Source organism: Prochlorococcus marinus str. SB (assembly GCF_000760115.1).
Lineage (GTDB): Bacteria > Cyanobacteriota > Cyanobacteriia > PCC-6307 > Cyanobiaceae > Prochlorococcus_A > Prochlorococcus_A marinus_D.
This window is the reverse complement of record NZ_JNAS01000002.1, coordinates 1,172,709-1,188,089: the sequence shown is the minus strand read 5'-3', so window position 1 is coordinate 1,188,089 and position 15,381 is coordinate 1,172,709. Positions and strand designations below refer to the sequence as shown.

The 15,381-nt window shown below is 30.8% G+C and carries 20 protein-coding genes and 1 pseudogene; 14 read left to right on the top strand and 7 right to left on the bottom strand.

Annotated features, from left to right (window positions below; translation table 11 throughout):
* Positions 1-10: 10 nt before the first annotated feature.
* Entirely contained in the window at positions 11-490 is a 480-nt protein-coding gene (gene moaC, locus EV02_RS00250) for a cyclic pyranopterin monophosphate synthase MoaC (RefSeq protein WP_206537145.1), read from the bottom strand.
* 107 nt (positions 491-597) lie between these two features.
* Here moaC and EV02_RS00255 point away from each other — a divergent pair, with 107 nt between their 5' ends.
* Entirely contained in the window at positions 598-1,059 is a 462-nt protein-coding gene (locus tag EV02_RS00255) for a nitrate reductase associated protein (RefSeq protein ID WP_025926746.1), read from the top strand.
* Positions 1,060-1,068: 9 nt separating this feature from the next.
* Here the strand turns inward: EV02_RS00255 and EV02_RS00260 are convergent, their stop codons facing one another.
* Entirely contained in the window at positions 1,069-3,180 is a 2,112-nt protein-coding gene (locus tag EV02_RS00260; RefSeq protein WP_032520549.1) for a molybdopterin oxidoreductase family protein, read from the bottom strand.
* 35 nt (positions 3,181-3,215) lie between these two features.
* Positions 3,216-4,769 (bottom strand): NarK family nitrate/nitrite MFS transporter, encoded by a 1,554-nt coding sequence (locus EV02_RS00265; protein WP_032520377.1) that lies wholly within the window; start codon positions 4,767-4,769, stop codon positions 3,216-3,218.
* A 217-nt stretch (positions 4,770-4,986) separates the two neighbouring features.
* On the opposite strand from EV02_RS00265, the gene EV02_RS00270 reads away from it, so the two are divergent.
* The 8 genes from EV02_RS00270 to EV02_RS00295 all read left to right on the top strand — a co-directional run bounded on the left by EV02_RS00270 (position 4,987) and on the right by EV02_RS00295 (position 9,232).
* Entirely contained in the window at positions 4,987-5,592 is a 606-nt protein-coding gene (locus tag EV02_RS00270; RefSeq protein WP_032520376.1) for a molybdenum cofactor guanylyltransferase, read from the top strand.
* Positions 5,593-5,596: 4 nt separating this feature from the next.
* Positions 5,597-6,643, top strand: a complete 1,047-nt coding sequence (locus EV02_RS00275) for a GTP 3',8-cyclase MoaA (protein WP_193742656.1) — start codon at positions 5,597-5,599, stop codon at positions 6,641-6,643.
* 74 nt (positions 6,644-6,717) lie between these two features.
* On the top strand, positions 6,718-6,858 hold the full coding sequence (locus EV02_RS09670) for a hypothetical protein (protein ID WP_193742655.1): 141 nt from the start codon (positions 6,718-6,720) through the stop codon (positions 6,856-6,858).
* Between the two features lie 185 nt (positions 6,859-7,043).
* On the top strand, positions 7,044-7,349 hold the full coding sequence (locus EV02_RS09260) for a hypothetical protein (RefSeq protein ID WP_032520374.1): 306 nt from the start codon (positions 7,044-7,046) through the stop codon (positions 7,347-7,349).
* A 299-nt stretch (positions 7,350-7,648) separates the two neighbouring features.
* Positions 7,649-7,786 carry a hypothetical protein gene (locus tag EV02_RS09665; protein WP_193742654.1) on the top strand — a complete coding sequence of 46 codons (138 nt, stop codon included), beginning with the start codon at positions 7,649-7,651 and terminating at the stop codon, positions 7,784-7,786.
* Positions 7,787-7,897: 111 nt separating this feature from the next.
* Positions 7,898-8,188, top strand: a complete 291-nt coding sequence (locus EV02_RS00285) for a hypothetical protein (protein WP_032520372.1) — start codon at positions 7,898-7,900, stop codon at positions 8,186-8,188.
* Entirely contained in the window at positions 8,169-8,498 is a 330-nt protein-coding gene (locus EV02_RS00290; RefSeq protein WP_241433722.1) for a heat-labile enterotoxin alpha chain, read from the top strand. The genes EV02_RS00285 and EV02_RS00290 overlap by 20 nt, the downstream gene beginning before the upstream one ends.
* Positions 8,495-9,232 carry a type 1 glutamine amidotransferase gene (locus EV02_RS00295; RefSeq protein ID WP_080724872.1) on the top strand — a complete coding sequence of 246 codons (738 nt, stop codon included), beginning with the start codon at positions 8,495-8,497 and terminating at the stop codon, positions 9,230-9,232. Before EV02_RS00290 ends, EV02_RS00295 begins: the two co-directional genes overlap by 4 nt.
* 64 nt (positions 9,233-9,296) lie before the next feature.
* On the opposite strand, the gene EV02_RS00300 is transcribed toward EV02_RS00295, so the two are convergent.
* Positions 9,297-9,425 carry a high light inducible protein gene (locus EV02_RS00300; protein WP_032520371.1) on the bottom strand — a complete coding sequence of 43 codons (129 nt, stop codon included), beginning with the start codon at positions 9,423-9,425 and terminating at the stop codon, positions 9,297-9,299.
* Between the two features lie 304 nt (positions 9,426-9,729).
* On the opposite strand from EV02_RS00300, the gene EV02_RS0108995 reads away from it, so the two are divergent.
* From EV02_RS0108995 to EV02_RS00315, 4 genes and pseudogenes are all read left to right on the top strand, one after another.
* Positions 9,730-9,936: a high light inducible protein gene (locus EV02_RS0108995; RefSeq protein WP_011376777.1), complete on the top strand. Its 207-nt coding sequence runs from the start codon at positions 9,730-9,732 to the stop codon at positions 9,934-9,936.
* Complete coding sequence (locus tag EV02_RS00305) at positions 9,936-10,196, top strand: chlorophyll a/b-binding protein (protein WP_032520370.1); 261 nt, start codon at positions 9,936-9,938, stop codon at positions 10,194-10,196. The genes EV02_RS0108995 and EV02_RS00305 overlap by 1 nt, the downstream gene beginning before the upstream one ends.
* A gap of 53 nt (positions 10,197-10,249) precedes the next feature.
* Positions 10,250-10,360, top strand: a pseudogene (locus EV02_RS00310) (chlorophyll a/b-binding protein); the annotation flags it as partial.
* Between the two features lies 1 nt (position 10,361).
* Positions 10,362-10,541 (top strand): hypothetical protein, encoded by a 180-nt coding sequence (locus tag EV02_RS00315; RefSeq protein ID WP_032520369.1) that lies wholly within the window; start codon positions 10,362-10,364, stop codon positions 10,539-10,541.
* A gap of 784 nt (positions 10,542-11,325) precedes the next feature.
* On the opposite strand, the gene EV02_RS0108990 is transcribed toward EV02_RS00315, so the two are convergent.
* Positions 11,326-11,616, bottom strand: coding sequence for a hypothetical protein (locus EV02_RS0108990; RefSeq protein WP_032520542.1), 291 nt, complete (start codon positions 11,614-11,616; stop codon positions 11,326-11,328).
* Positions 11,617-11,779: 163 nt separating this feature from the next.
* Between EV02_RS0108990 and EV02_RS09660 the strand changes: the two genes are divergently transcribed.
* Positions 11,780-11,923 carry a hypothetical protein gene (locus tag EV02_RS09660; RefSeq protein ID WP_193742669.1) on the top strand — a complete coding sequence of 48 codons (144 nt, stop codon included), beginning with the start codon at positions 11,780-11,782 and terminating at the stop codon, positions 11,921-11,923.
* Positions 11,924-12,155: 232 nt separating this feature from the next.
* On the opposite strand, the gene EV02_RS09125 is transcribed toward EV02_RS09660, so the two are convergent.
* Together EV02_RS09125 and EV02_RS00330 are read right to left on the bottom strand one after the other, a co-directional pair.
* Positions 12,156-15,047 (bottom strand): Ig-like domain-containing protein, encoded by a 2,892-nt coding sequence (locus EV02_RS09125; protein ID WP_052043499.1) that lies wholly within the window; start codon positions 15,045-15,047, stop codon positions 12,156-12,158.
* Between the two features lie 26 nt (positions 15,048-15,073).
* A complete protein-coding gene (locus EV02_RS00330; RefSeq protein ID WP_241433721.1) occupies positions 15,074-15,295 on the bottom strand; it encodes a DUF6447 family protein in 222 nt (73 codons plus the stop codon).
* Between the last annotated feature and the right edge of the window lie 86 nt (positions 15,296-15,381).

Here is a 15,381-nt window from a genome sequence, read left to right as displayed (position 1 = left end):
TTGTGAGTACTTAACTTCTTTTTAATATTCCATTTTTACCACCTTTTTTTTCTAAAAGGCGAATATTATCAATAGTCATAAAAGGATCTAAAGCTTTGAGCATGTCATATAGAGTGAGAAGACCAACTGAAACTGATGTAAGAGCCTCCATCTCAACACCTGTTTTAGAATGAGATTTGCAAAAAGCAATAATTTTAATTGCTTTCATTGATTCACAAATTTCAAAATCAATTGTGATTTTATTCAATGATAAATTATGACAGAGAGGAATAAGTTCTGAGGTTTTTTTTGCACCATTTATTGCAGAAAATCTAGCCGCTGCAAAAATATCACCTTTTTTAATTTTTTCATTTTTTATTTTTTCTAATATTTCTTTGTTTAAAGAAATATATCCTTCTGCTAAAGCCTCTCTTTTAGTTTCTACTTTATCTGAAATATCAACTATGTTCATTTCTCCCCTTTTATTAATATGAGTTAAAGATTTATCCATTTCCATTAAGCAATTTATTCAATAATACAAAAAATAAAATTTTTAATAAAGCTAATATCAATTTTTTATACTTAGCATTAATTTATTAATAAAATATCAATTTAATTTTGGTTAACAGTCAATCAAATCATTATTTTAATTTCGAGGATGATTTTATTAAAGACTTAAGATGCATTCCTTTATGTGTAAGAAGGAAACTTGATTTAATTGGAATAAAATTAAAACTTACTCATTGGCAAGATTTTAATTTAATTGAAAAAAATAAGATAGTTGATTGGCCAGATTCAAAAAACGATCTCATTGATTTAAAAACTTTTTTAAAAGAAATTACATCTAATTCAAAATATGGAGAAGCAAAAGAAATAGAAATTTCAATTAATCAACCTTGGCAAAATAAAAATAAAGTTCCTGATCAAGTTTTAAAATCGGCACTAGCAAGGGGAATTAATATTTCAGTTGAAAAATGGAGAAATTTAAACGAATTAGATAGATTTGCTTTTTGCAAATTAGTTAGACCAAGTCATGAACACAACAATTTGGATAGAGCATTTGATGAGATTCTGAAATAAGATTATTGCCTAGTTTGGAACAATTATTACTGAGCATGCTTTTAATTCCGGTTGTTTTGATATCGGGCATGACTTTTCATGCATCAAAGAGTTTACTTCACACATATTTTTTTGACTAAAACCCCAATGCATTGGTAAAAAAACTGTACCTGCTTTAATTTTGTCAGTAATCTGAACTTTTGCTTGAACTTCCCCTCTTTTGGATTTAATTTTTACTATTTCATCATTTTTGATTTTTAAAGATAAAGCATCTTTAGAATTAATTTCCAATAACGGTTCTGAATTCTTTTTTGTAAGTTTTTGAACTTTAGAAGTTCTTGTCATAGTATGCCATTGACTTAGATATCTTCCAATTGTCAAAATTAGCGGGAACTCATCTGAAGGGGGTTCAGCCAACCCTATAGGATCATCAATACAAAAATTTGCTTTGCCAGTCTCAGTTGGGAAATAACCATCTTCATATAATCTTTTTGAAGATGTACTAGGTACGCTGCCTTTAGGATAAGGCCATTGTTGAGGACCATGATTTTTTAATAATTGATATGATAATCCGCTCATATCGCATAATCTTTTTGTAGTAGTTTTTAAAAATTCATCATAAACTTCCGATGAAGATTCATATTCAAATTGTTTGAAATAGCCTATCTTCTGTCCTAATTCAGCAAATATTTGCCAATCTGGTTTTGAATTTTTATTCGATTCTCTGAAAGATGGGCAAAGGGTTACTCTTCTTTCTGAATTTGTCATAACACCATCTTTTTCGCTCCATTGAGCTGCCGGCAACACTAGATGAGCATATTTAATTGATTCACTTTGTTCATAAGATTCGTTGAGGATAATTAAAGGACATTTTAAAAGTGCTTTTTTTACAAAGTTTAAATTAGGCATGCTAACCAAAGGGTTCGTAGCTGCAATCCACCAAATTTTCACAGATCCTTTTTTTATAGCTTCTATTTGTTCAAATGCAGATAGACCCTGTTTTTCAGATATCTTTCCCTCAGGGAACCCCCATATTTTTTCAATTTCATTCCTATCTATTTTATTTTTTACAAACCTATATCCTGGAAGAAGGTGCGATAGTCCTCCTGCTTCTCTCCCACCCATAGCGTTTGGTTGGCCAGTTAAGGAAAAAGGACCAGAACCTTCTTTGCCTATTTGGCCGGTCATTAAATGAAGATTTATTAGCCCATTTACTGCTGCTGTACCCTCTTGCCTTTGATTCAAACCCATCGACCAAAGACTTAGAACATTTTTGCTTGCTCCCCATAATTTTGCAATATCAATAATTGTTTTCTCGGATATATTGCAAATTTCACTTATTTTTTTTAAATCCCATTTTTGTATATGTTTTACAAAATCAAAATAGCTTTCGGTCGACTTATCAATGAAATTTTGATCAGTTAATTGATTCTTATAAAGATAATTCGCAATCCCAATGAATAAAAATAGATCTGTTCCAGAAGAAATTTGTAAGTAAAAATCTGCTATGGATGAAGTTTCAGTTTCTCTTGGATCAATTACTATTACTTTTAAATTATCATTTACATTTCTTTTACGTTTTTTAATTCGATCAAAAAGAACGGGATGACATTCTGCAGTATTTGTCCCTATTAATAAAATTAAAGAGCAATGATCAATATCTTCATAACAACAAGGTGGGCCATCAGAGCCAAAACTTCTGTTATATCCAGCTACTGCTGAGCTCATGCATAGTCTTGAATTAGCATCAAAATTATTTGTGCCTATTGCTCCCTTGAGAAGCTTTTGGGCTACGTAATAATCTTCAGTATGAAATTGACCTGAGCCATACATAGCTATTGAATCAGGTCCATAATTTTTTATAGAACTCAAAATATTCTCTTTCAGAATTTCGTATGATTCGTCCCAGGAAATTTCTTTAAATTCTTCATTTAAATTTTTCCTATAAAGTGGTTCTTTTAATCTCCCATCTTTTAGAGTCTCACATACTGTTGCTCCTTTTACGCATAATTTACCTTGAGTTGAAGGACTATCCCTATCTCCACTTACTAACCATTTATCATCAGAAACCGAACTTTTAGACTTCATTTTTAAACCACAACCAACACCGCAATATGGGCATTGACTTTTAGTAAAATTCATAAAATTTCTTTTATAAATATCTAAATAGTTATTGGTTAAACATAATTTTCAGCTTTTTCGCCTTCATAAGCATCCGCGAATGATCCTTGAGGTTCCTTTAAAAAGAAATAACAGAAGAATCCAACTATTAATCCTGCTATACCTAAAACTTGGAAGAAGGCACTATTTGAAGCAGCAATTATTTCTGGAGAAGGATCTTTACCTCCACCCATCCATAAAGGTAAAAGGCTATAAATATTTAAATAAGTTACCGCACCAACATTTCCATAAGCCCCAACCAATCCAGCTATTTGTCCTGTTACTCTTTTTTTAACTAAGGGTACTAAAGCAAAAGTTGAACCTTCTCCAGATTGTACAAAAAATGAACAAAGCATCGTTAAAAATACAGCCATAAGAATTCCTGCTGATCCTGTAAAAGTTCCGGGTTTTATTAAAGACATCAATAGATATCCAAACCCTAATCCCATAGTTAGGAAACCCATTGTATTTTTTCTATTGCCTGTTCTGTCAGATATCAATCCTCCGGCAGGTCTAGCTATTAAATTCACAAATGCATAACATGATGCAAGAATTCCGGCTATAGCTTTAGGTAAATCAAATGTAAATTCAAAGAAACTAGGAAGCATTGAAACTACTGCCAATTCTGATCCAAAATTTACGATGTAAGTTAATTCCAAGATCGCTACTTGTTTGAATTCATATCTATCTTCTTTAGGGTAAATTTTAGTTCCATTTAATAATTCAATATTCGTTCTTATAATTCCCCAAGTTTGGAAAATAAACCAAGCTAAAACTGCGATTAAGGCTATTGGATAAGTAGATGAAGTAAGGAAACCTACTTTTTGAAGTCTCCAACATAGGACTGAAAGAATTGCTGCGAATGGGACATTCATTCCAATTAAACCCCAGAAATCTCTTATACTAGTTACTTCTAAACCAGCTGTTTTTGCAGGCCTTTGATAAGGTTTTCCTGGAGGTGTATCAGTCACACTAAAGAAATAAATAATTCCATAAACGAAAGAAATAATTCCTGTAAGAGCAATAGCTCCCCTCCAATTAAGTACAGCTCCAGTAGGTAACTCAAACCCTCCTGAAAAAGACAAGAATCCAGCTACGGCAACAAGAGAAAGAGCAGAAAAAGCAGATCCAAAATTTCCCCATCCTCCATATATCCCCTCAGCCAAACCAATTTCTTTCGGAGGGAACCACTCAGAGACCATTCTTATTCCGATAACAAAACCTGCTCCTACTATTGATAAAAGCAATCTCGCAATAACAAGTTGATTGAAGTCTTGAGCACTAGCAAATAGTAAACATGGCACGACAGAAAATATCAAAATTGTTGAGTAAGTTTTTCTTGGGCCAAATTTATCCAATAACATTCCAATCAAAACTCTTGCAGGGATAGTCAAAGCGACATTACATATTGCTACTGTTCTAATTTGAGCAACAGATAAACCTAAATCGGCTTTAACAGTAGTTGCAAGAGGTGCGAGGTTAAACCAAACAACAAAAGTAAGGAAAAAGGCAAACCAGGTGAGGTGAAGAGTTCTATATCTGCCGTTTAAAGACCAAACATCACTTAACATGAAAATTTTCTAGATTAATTTTTAAGCAATTTATATTTCGATCAATGCATTCATTTGTATTATTTAATACGAAATCTGGATTTTAAGAAATGCAACTTTTTTAAAAGGCTAGAATTAATAGTCAGCACTAATAAAATCAAAATTGGGGGAAATTAGTAATCTGATTATTGGTATTATCCGATACATAAAGTTCTCGTGGAAAAATATTGCATAAGTTATGGAAATAAAACTTAAAAAATTTAAAGCATTCATTTTGGCTGGTGGCAAGAGTTCAAGGATGGGATCTGATAAAGCACTAATTAAACATCATGAAGGAGGAAATTGGCTGACTCACAAAATAAAAATATTAAATAACCTTAATTTAGAGACTTTTGTAATAACAAATTATACTTCTCATTTAAAAGAAGTTGATAAAAGGAATAATGTTGAGTTTATTTCAGATGCCCAACCATTTGATGGACCCTTAACTTGTATAGAACAAATTTTTTCATCGTTTAAAAAAACAACTCAAAATATCCTAATTATCCCAGTCGATATGCCTAATTTGAATACAAAATTAATTTATTCACTTTTTAAATCGTGGGAAGGAAATCAAAATTTTGCGGTAATATCTCATGATGGAAATTTTGCACAACCATTATTCGGAATTTATCCCATCAATGAAGAAAATCATTTTAAATTAAAAAAAAAGTTATCCTCTGGGAAGAAAAATTTTCTCGGATGGGTTGATCAAATTCCCCATAAATATTTCTATGCAAAAAATGGAGATTTAATTAATATAAATTCCAAGGGAGAATTCTTAAATATGAATAATGAGATTTAAGCAATTGGAGGATAATAGAAAAAGAAAGTTAAAAGTTTTAAGGTTATCTCTTAAACAAAATTGCAATTTTTCGTGTATTTACTGTAAGCCTGAGAACTATAGTTTGGATGTTTTAAATATTGAACAATTTAAAAAGTTAATTTTAGTCAGTTGTCGATTAGGGGTAAATTCTTTAAGAATCACTGGAGGAGAACCTTTATTGAGTTCTCAATTAGATGAACTTCTTTATGAAATTAAATCGCAAAGATTAGAAGAATCAAATCCAGTAGCTAATTTACAGGATATTTCTTTAACCACAAATGGATATTTGCTCTCTAAGAATAAAGCTAATGAGCTTTTTAAAAATGGTTTAGACCGCATAACAGTAAGTTTAGATGCGATTGATCCTGATATTTTTTCAAACATGATTGGAGAGGAAAATAAAATCATTGGCAAAGAAAAATTATTTACTGTCCTTGAAGGAATAGATCATGCAATTAATGCTGGATTTAATCCAAAGGCGGGAAAATTAAAAATAAATGCAGTTATAAAAAAAGAGATTAATGATAATCAAATTTTTGAATTAGTTGATTTTGCAAAAAAAAGGTCTATAGAGATTCGTTTCATTGAATATATGGACGTAGGGATATCTAATGATTGGCAGCCATCAGATGTTTTTTTCTCTGAAAGAATTATTAGACTATTAAAGAAGAAACATCGATTAAAAGACTACGGAAGAAAGGAGGGCCAAACTGCTAATAGATGGTACATGAGTGATTCAAATAGTTTTGTAAGTACAATCTCTTCAATAAGTAATCCTTTTTGTTCAGATTGTAATAGATTGAGGATAACTAGCGATGGTTATGCTTATACGTGTCTTTTTTCTAATGAAGGTATAAATCTAAACCCATGGTTGTCTCTACCAATTAATCTCACTGAATTGGAAAATAAAATAAAGAGCATTTGGGAAGCCCGAGAAGATAACTATAGTGAAGATCGATTTAAAGTATTAGATAAAACAACTGACAAAAATCAAAAAATTCACCCATCAATGTCATATCTTGGGGGATAAAAAATTATTTAGTATAAATAACAACATCATATATTCTTAATTTAAGGGAAATTAGCTTAAATTTATATTCTTGGATGCGTTTAGCTATCTTGCTTGGTTTTATTTTTGGGGTAACTCACGGAACTGTTGTTTCCGAAAGTTATTCTGCAAACAATTATGAAAATAATCAATTATTTTTTTCTCAAAAAAACTCAAATATATTTTCTTCACTTTAAAATTTAATTTCTTATTTTTTAACAAGTTTTTGTATTGCCATTAACATCTTGTAAATTAAATTGTACTTATAGTTAAAATGTAGCGTAGACTACATAAACGTTCATCTCGTTTTACGAGCCGCATTAAGATTGAAGCCAAGGAACGGGGACTTCAGTCAAAAATGAAATTTAGTCACATAACTATTATGTCTAATAACGTATCTACCTCAGTAAGTAGTAACAGTATTACTGCTGTATTTGCAGGTTTTCTTGGAGCATTTATTGTTGGTTCTCTTGGAGTCCAACTTGTAAGAACCCAAAAGCCTTCCTATCAACCTCAACCATTAAAAGTTCAACCAGTTATCGCTCATCAATCAACTATATGGGCGGCTCTAGGAGAACAAGATACTCCTATTGTTAAAAATAAAGTTTCTAATGCAAAAACTACAGGAGTTGTCCCTGTTATAGGTTCTGAAGCAACTCTTTGGGCTCCTCTAGGTTTAGGTAATTAGTAAATTAGGTCTTTTAATAAACCGAAGGGGGTGTTTACCCCCTTTTTTTATTAATTTAATTAAAAAGATAATTGAAAATATAAATCCAATTCATGGATAACTATAAATTAAATCAGGGTTTGAAAACAATGTAATCGTAGATACCAACAACTTTTTTATTAATTGATTATAAATTAAAGGCACGAGTTAACCCGTTCCAATTTGTTGACTCTGAGGTTTAAACCGTTGACTCCTTATCTACTTCTAGTTGCGACTCGCTAGTTGCAAGATTCAAAAACGGTATTTATATTCCTTAAATTATGGAAAAAAAAATTGCAAAGAAATACTCTGATCTTATAGTTCAGGCTAATAATTCGACTGGCAGAAAAGAAGTTTTGTCATTGATTAAACAAGCAACAAAATTAAAAACCAAACTTGATCAATACGAAATGATGTAGTCTCTTAATATCGTTAGGAGATTCAAGATGAGATAGAAACTAGCTCCTTTTTTTTATCCATTTATACAAGTACTAAGATATGATTTAACTTCTTCTGTTTCATTAAAATTTGTGGAATTAACTGAGCTAATTAAGGATTACGTTGCCACAGAATTATTATCAAGTACTGAAATTGACTTTCTAGAAGGAGAATTATGGGAAACTACTCAACATATCGCAGAAATAAATACAGTTATCAAAGCTCCAAAAAATATATGTAAGAAATTAGAACTAGATGAAAATTCTTGTTGGCAATTATGTTGTGCAGCCGTTCTTGACTCCTCAAGGCCATTAAAGAATGGACAAAATAGAGTTGATGATTTTAAAAAATTAATTAATCGATATGAAATTAGCTACATTTAAAAAAAAAGACTCAATGATACGTTTACTTTTTGCATTAATTCTTTTTTTAATTCCACTAGGAGGTTTTGCTGATGAAAAGCAAAGAGAAATTGAGAATGAAGCTATAAATCTTGTTATTAAAAAATATGGAAAAGGATTAGAAAATAGATTAAAAGGAACGGGAGTAACTCCCAGTTATCGAAGTTGGTATGAAAATGATTGTTTTGTGAGTATTGCAGCAGGTACATACCAAAAAGATACTTGGTCGGCAATGAAGTGGTTTAGCGTTAATGTCTGTTCTGAATCAGCTGAAATAATGGAAAGTGAATGAAGGAAATAAAACGCCTATTAGTTTTGCAGCATTTAGAAATAGAGGGGCCTGGTCTTTTTGAACAATTTGCTAAAGAAAGAGATTTAAAAATAGAAATTATTCGTTTAGATAATAAAGTTGCTCTGCCGCTAACAAAAAAAGGTGACTTAATTTTAATTATGGGTGGACCAATGGGCGTTAAAGATATTGGAAGCGGAAAATATCCATGGCTCAAGTTAGAAAGAGATTTTATAAAAAAAGAATTAGAAAATGAGAGACCTATAGTCGGTGTTTGCTTAGGTGCTCAGTTGCTTGCGAGTGCTGCTGGGGGAGATGTAGAAATTCTTAAATATGGATCACCTCCAAAAGCATTACCAGAAATTGGATGGTCTCAAATTTTTATAGACAAATCGAATAAAGACTTTAAAGAAGTGTTTGAAGACCCTTTTCATGTACTGCATTGGCATGGAGATAGGATTTTATTACCTAATAAAGCAGTACTCATTGCTAGTAGTGCACGTTGTAAGGAACAGTTTTTTAGAATTGGTAATTTTGCTTACGGATTACAATTCCATGTAGAGACGACGGGGGGAATGATAAATAACTGGATTAAAGAAGATAAAGAGTTTGTCCTTAAAGGATTAGGCTTAAATGGTCAGGAAATTTTAAAAGAAGAGAATAAAAAATATATTGATAAAACTTTTTCAAAAAGAAAGCTTCTAATAAGTAAATTATTTGAATTATTAGATAATTAAAAAGGTCATAATCCAGTAAAAAAGGGCTTGATAAAGCCCTGAAAAAATTTAAAAAGGATTTTTATTAGAAAATACCTGGAAGAATTTGACCAGTAAAATAGTAGGCTCCTACAAGAGCAAACATTCCAATCATTGCTGCTTTACCATTAAGATTTTCAGCTTTTTCGGTCATAATTTTTTTTGCGAATTCCATAATAAAGTGAAGTAAATTATATCTAAAAACTAATTATTTAAATTTAAGAATGATGTAGTTTTTTCTACCAAATTGATATCTTTCTAAGGATTTAAAAATAAATACTTAAACAACAAATTGAACTCTCAATAGTTTTCGAGCCAATCTGTAAAGCGTAGCAAGCCTAAAAAACAACTATTTAAATGCTTATGTCACGATTCTGTAACAGTTATGTAGTAAATATCTTGAAAATAACTTAATTTCGGCCTAATACTTTACATTTATTAATAGTAGTGTTACATTAATTAACAATTACACAACTACAATGGCTAATTCAAACGTTACCACTGAATCAGGCGGCAGGCAGAACATGTTCCCTACTGAAACACGTCCTTACATAGATGAGTCTGTTTCATACGACAGCTACCCACAAAATGCAGAAAAAGTTAATGGTCGTTGGGCAATGATTGGCCTTGTTGCATTAGTAGGTGCTTACGTTTCAACTGGACAAATTATTCCTGGCATTTTTTAATGAGTCCACTTTCAGGTTTTTTAGCTGTAATTGTATTTTTTACAGCCATCCTCGTTGCTTATTTAACCAAGCAATTTCAAAACGAAAATTTAAACAATTCATCTTCTAATCAAATGAAAAACACAAACAAAAAAGTCAAAACAATCGAGAAAGAAAAAGTTGTTGCTGAGACTCTTAACGGCAGATTTGCAATGCTTGGATTAATTGCTGCTGTTGGAGCATACCTAACAACAGGTCAAATAATTCCTGGTTTCGTTTAAAAACCTACTATTTAACAATTCTTTAAATCAGAAAAATGGAAAATTCAAAAACAACTTATTGGCAAAACGCCGAAAGAACCAATGGAAGAATGGCAATGATGGGCTTATTCGCATTAGTTGTAAATTATGGCTTATTCGGCTGGATAATCCCAGGAATTTTTTAAAATGAACTTAGGCTTACTTTTTCTTAAAGTAAATACTTTGGGAGTAATAACTCTTTCTGAACTTGATTGGATAACTAACCATCAATCTGAATTTTCAAGGCTAGATATGGCTTTAGTTATCAAAATCGGCCGTCTTATGGATTCTGGAGTTGTGGAAATTGATCATAGATTGCCTGTTTAGTTTGTAAAAAATTGATCGTCATGAGTGTTTGTCAATAGGGATACTGACAAGCACTTTTTTGTTCGAAAAATGAAATATTAAAAAAAGAGATTTTTTCTTACCTAAAAACAATCTCTCAATCACCTCATTCTTACGTGAAAATTTCAAGTAATCTCATAGATTCGAACTGATTTTTTTATGGTAAATACGTAAAAATGCTTTTGATGTTTATCTTCCTAAACCACCTCTTTTTATCCATAGAAACCATGTAATCCAAATAGGAGGGAGAAATCTGATTAAAAAAGAAATTTTGTATATATAAAATGGGGCATTTTCACTTTTAAATAAATTTATCAAAAAAGTAGAGATAGATACCCAGAGTAAAATTATCAATATATTGGCTCCCAATAAAGCGAACTTATTTTGTTTGAATATTTTTGGCATAAGGGAATTTTTTATTTTCTTGATTTTAAATAATCACAGGAAATTAATCATACTTTTCAAAAAAACTTTAAATTTAAAATCCATATCCAAATAAAAAAAACACTAAATTTTAATCCCTCTCCAAATAACATTCCAAAAGCAATAGGAGGTGAAAATATAAAAAAAAGAATAGATAATAAACTAAATAAAGCGAATGATCCTCTTAGGAAAAAATTCTTTCTTTTTGTTCTTCTTAAAATTTTTAAGGTATTCCATTCCCATTCGATAAACCTATAGAACTTTTCTGATAATAAAAATAAATACTTCATTGAAAATATTAGTTTCTAATATCTTTTTCTATTTATAAAATTAATTTCTTTAGTTAGCAATAAACTTTTTTTCCTTTGTCAGAAAGATAATAAATCCTATTTTCTGAACTCACAAAAAAGGTTAATCCCTTATATTGTGATCTTCTAAATTTATCTAATCTAATTTTGTGTAAATCCCAATTATCTGTACTTATATCAGGATTAAATTCTTGTTCTTTTAAAAAAGATATTGGAGATGAAATATTTTTTGTTTTTAATGATCTCTTATTTTGTTTTGAATGAAAAAAGCTAAGAGATAAAAAAAGAACAACAACAAAGAGAGAAATTAATAATATGCTTGTCATTGACACCTGCTCTAAATTGAAAAACCTTAATTTACAAAAATCAAGAAAATTACACAATTCCTTTTTAAAGTAAGTAAAAAATCCTATTTTTATATTCTTGTATTTTTCAATACTTATCAAGGGTACATTTAAATCAGATTATAAAATGAGTCGCATTTTCTACATGACTCAAAATTCAATGAATACCCCTTATGCAAAAAGAGTTGCTGAAAAGTTTAGAGAAGCCCAAAACTACCTAAAAACTAATGGGTTTAGTAGATCAACTAAACATTTGCTTGAAGATATTGAAAATGCAGTTGAGAAATAATGCCAATACCTCCTCATTTTCCTCAAATTCAATATGGAGTTGACGATGGGTTTACTACCATTATCTTTGGCTTATTAGGGAGTTGTATTGGATGTGTTTTGATATTATTGATTTCATTTTTTGAATTTAAATTTAGAAAGCAAAATAGTAAATCGTAGTTTATAGAGACAATTAGTCCTTTAATTGATAATATTATCAATTAATTTTATTCAATATCAAAGTTTAAGATTTACTAAATCAAATAAGAATTATCTGATAAAGAAATTTCGTCCTCATTATAGATAATTGCTAATAAATCCTTAGAGCCTTTATACACCCTTGTATGTTTACCAGTATCAACAATTCTTAGAGATCCTAAATCAAAATCTGAGATATCAATTTTATCTTCACCTTTTTTAAAGTCTCTTATTCTGTCATATCCCTTACCAGCATTTAATTTAAAAATATCATTTCCACTTCCACCATATAAATCATTTTTACCTACCCCTCCCCAGAGAATATCATTACCAGTACTGCCATAAAGTTTGTCATTTCCAGAATGTCCTTTAAGATAATCATCTCCACTTTGTCCATAAAGTTTATCTGAACTGGACCCTCCATAAAGTTTGTCATCATCATCCCCTCCATAAAGTTTATCGGCACTAGATCCTCCAAATAAAATATCTTGGCCACTGCCCCCATAAAGTTTATCTTTACTACTACCACCTTCTAAATAATCATCACCATCTTCTCCTTTAAGCTTATCTTTACTAGATCCTCCGTATAGTTCATCATTTCCATCTCCTCCTCTGAGATAATCTTTTCCAGAACCGCCATAAAGTTTGTCATCCCCTGAATGTCCTTTAAGATAATCATCCCCACTTTCTCCATACAATATATCTTTACCTGATCCTCCATAGAGTTTGTCTGCGCTAGTTCCCCCTTTTAAATAGTCATCTCCATCCTCTCCAAATAATGTATCCTTTCCAGAACCGCCATAGAGCTTGTCAGAATTAGATCCTCCTTTCAAATAATCATTACCACTCTCACCATATAGTTTATCTTTACCTGATCCTCCATATAATTTGTCATTACCTGATTTTCCCTCAAGAAAATAATCTTTAATATCTTTAGTTAATTTTTCTTCGCCAGAATAAATTCTAAATGATGAACTTGAAGAAGTTGCTGAAATATCAACAGTAGAAGCTGTACTTAATGTTTGATGCAATGAAACATCTAATGCATGATTATCACCAACAGCAACCTTAATTGTTTTATCTACAGAGGTATTTTCATCTTCTGTTGATCTAATAACAACTACATATTCATTATCACCATCAAAACTAGTAGTATTTTCTAGAGTTGGGTTAGCAAAGAATAATTCACCACTGGAACTATCAATTCTAAATCTTGAGATATCATCTCCACTTGGTAATGACCAAGTAACTTCTTTTGCAGATAAAAATGTTGCGATAGATGTTTCATGAGCCGTTTTGAAAGAAAGACTTATTTTATCACTGATACCAGAATAAGAATTACCATTTACATCATTAAAAGCAGTATCTGCAATTTGTACATAATAAGAAGTAAGTTCTGCAAATTCTTTACTAGGTTTAGCTGTTATCTCAGTTGTCCCATCACCAGTTACCTTTGATCCTGTAACATCAATTGTCTCAAAAATATTATCCGAAGAATCATAGATAATAATATTTCCACTTTCTACATTTACAATTTCAGAGAAAGTAAATTTTATTTCAGAGTTAATAAAAATATCTATTTCATCATCTATTGGATTACTGCCACTCAAAGTAGGGAGAACGGTATCAACAGATAAAGTTAAGGTGTTATTACTATCAGATCCATCTGCATTTTCATTCCCTGCAGAATCAGAGAATTTTGATGAGTCTACACTTATTACTCCATCAGTTGTACTGTCTGCAGTCGGGGTGAATGTTGCTGTATAAACGGTGCTGGATGATGACGCAAAACTTGATAACTCTCCTCCAGAAACACTGATATCATCTTCTATAAAATCGCTTGATGCTTCAGAAAGGGTAAAGGTTACTGTTGTTGTCTCACCTGCCTTCAATGATGAGGCATCAGATGTTATCGCTATCGTTGGGGCTGTAGTATCAGAACCTATCGCATCAGATTCAGTGAGGTACATATCCCCGATAGGAATAGTTTCACTTACGCCATTTTTCGTCCAATGGAGTCTTGCAGTCGCCCCTCCCCTATTTTCAAAAAAATCAAATCTAAGAAATACTACATCTCCTGCAGTAAGTGAAATCGAACTAGTAGATCTAGTTTGGGTTCCGTGAAGATTCCAGTCAGTGAAAGAACGTAGAAGCGTTCCGCTTTGATTATTTTCATAAACTTTAAGTATTTGTCCATCATCGGTAGAAGTACTAAAGATATAAGTTCCAGTTTCTGGAATTCTTATATAAGTCTCCCAACGTATACGAAAATAGTCAATGAGCGCCGGGCTATAATTGTTGGCAAAGGTAGTATTGTTTTCATTTATAGACTTCGTGTAAGTAATAGGTGTTCCAAGAACGCTACTGTCATCACCGGGAATCCCTGAAGAGCTATTGGAAAGAGTATAGTTTCTAGTTATGTATTGATATAAACCATTAGTTAAATACTCAGGTAAATTACTTGTAAGTTTAGTTAATTTTGAATGCGTTATTCCTTCTAAACTTTTACCTTTACCTAATAGTCCATTAATTGCATTAACTTTTAGATTCAGGCATCTTTCTAAACTATCTCTAATGCCATTAACGGAGCCGCCATAACAGCTCCAAAGATTTATTTCATGTTCATTTAATTTTCTAGAGTTTTTTAATAAAGAAAGTTCTTTCTCCAAAGTTAAAGAATTATATCCATTACCAATATCAATAAAACCGGGACTTCCATGAGCAACAATATTGATTCTCTTTGGTTCATCTTCTTCTAAAAGATTATTTATTGCATCTATTAAAGTGTTCGCATAAAATTTTCTACCAACAGTATTCTTAAAATAATTAATTAATGATTTTGATGTAATTATCCATTCAGACTCTTCATTTAAGGTTTTTGCAAATATAATATCGTTCTTTGAATTCCAATTTGATAAGCTATTTCTTTTTAATAAATTGGAAAACATTATTGATTAAATAAATAGATTGAATTTCAATCTATTGGTTGTATATCTTTAAGGATATTTTTCATATCATTGAGCATAGAATTTTTACTTACCTTCAAAAGATTTATTGTATCTCCATACATCTTTAATTGAAGATCTACAGTTTGAAGCCCATTTAAAAGTGACTTTGCATTTTCCGGTAAATCATCAAAGTTATATTCATTATTGTCAAACTTAAGCTTTTTTATTTTGTTTTCTAGATTAGCCAAAATTTTTTTTAAACTATAAATATCATAATCATTAAATTTTCAAAAAACTATTATATGGTAATTCAACAATAAATTTATCTTATTTT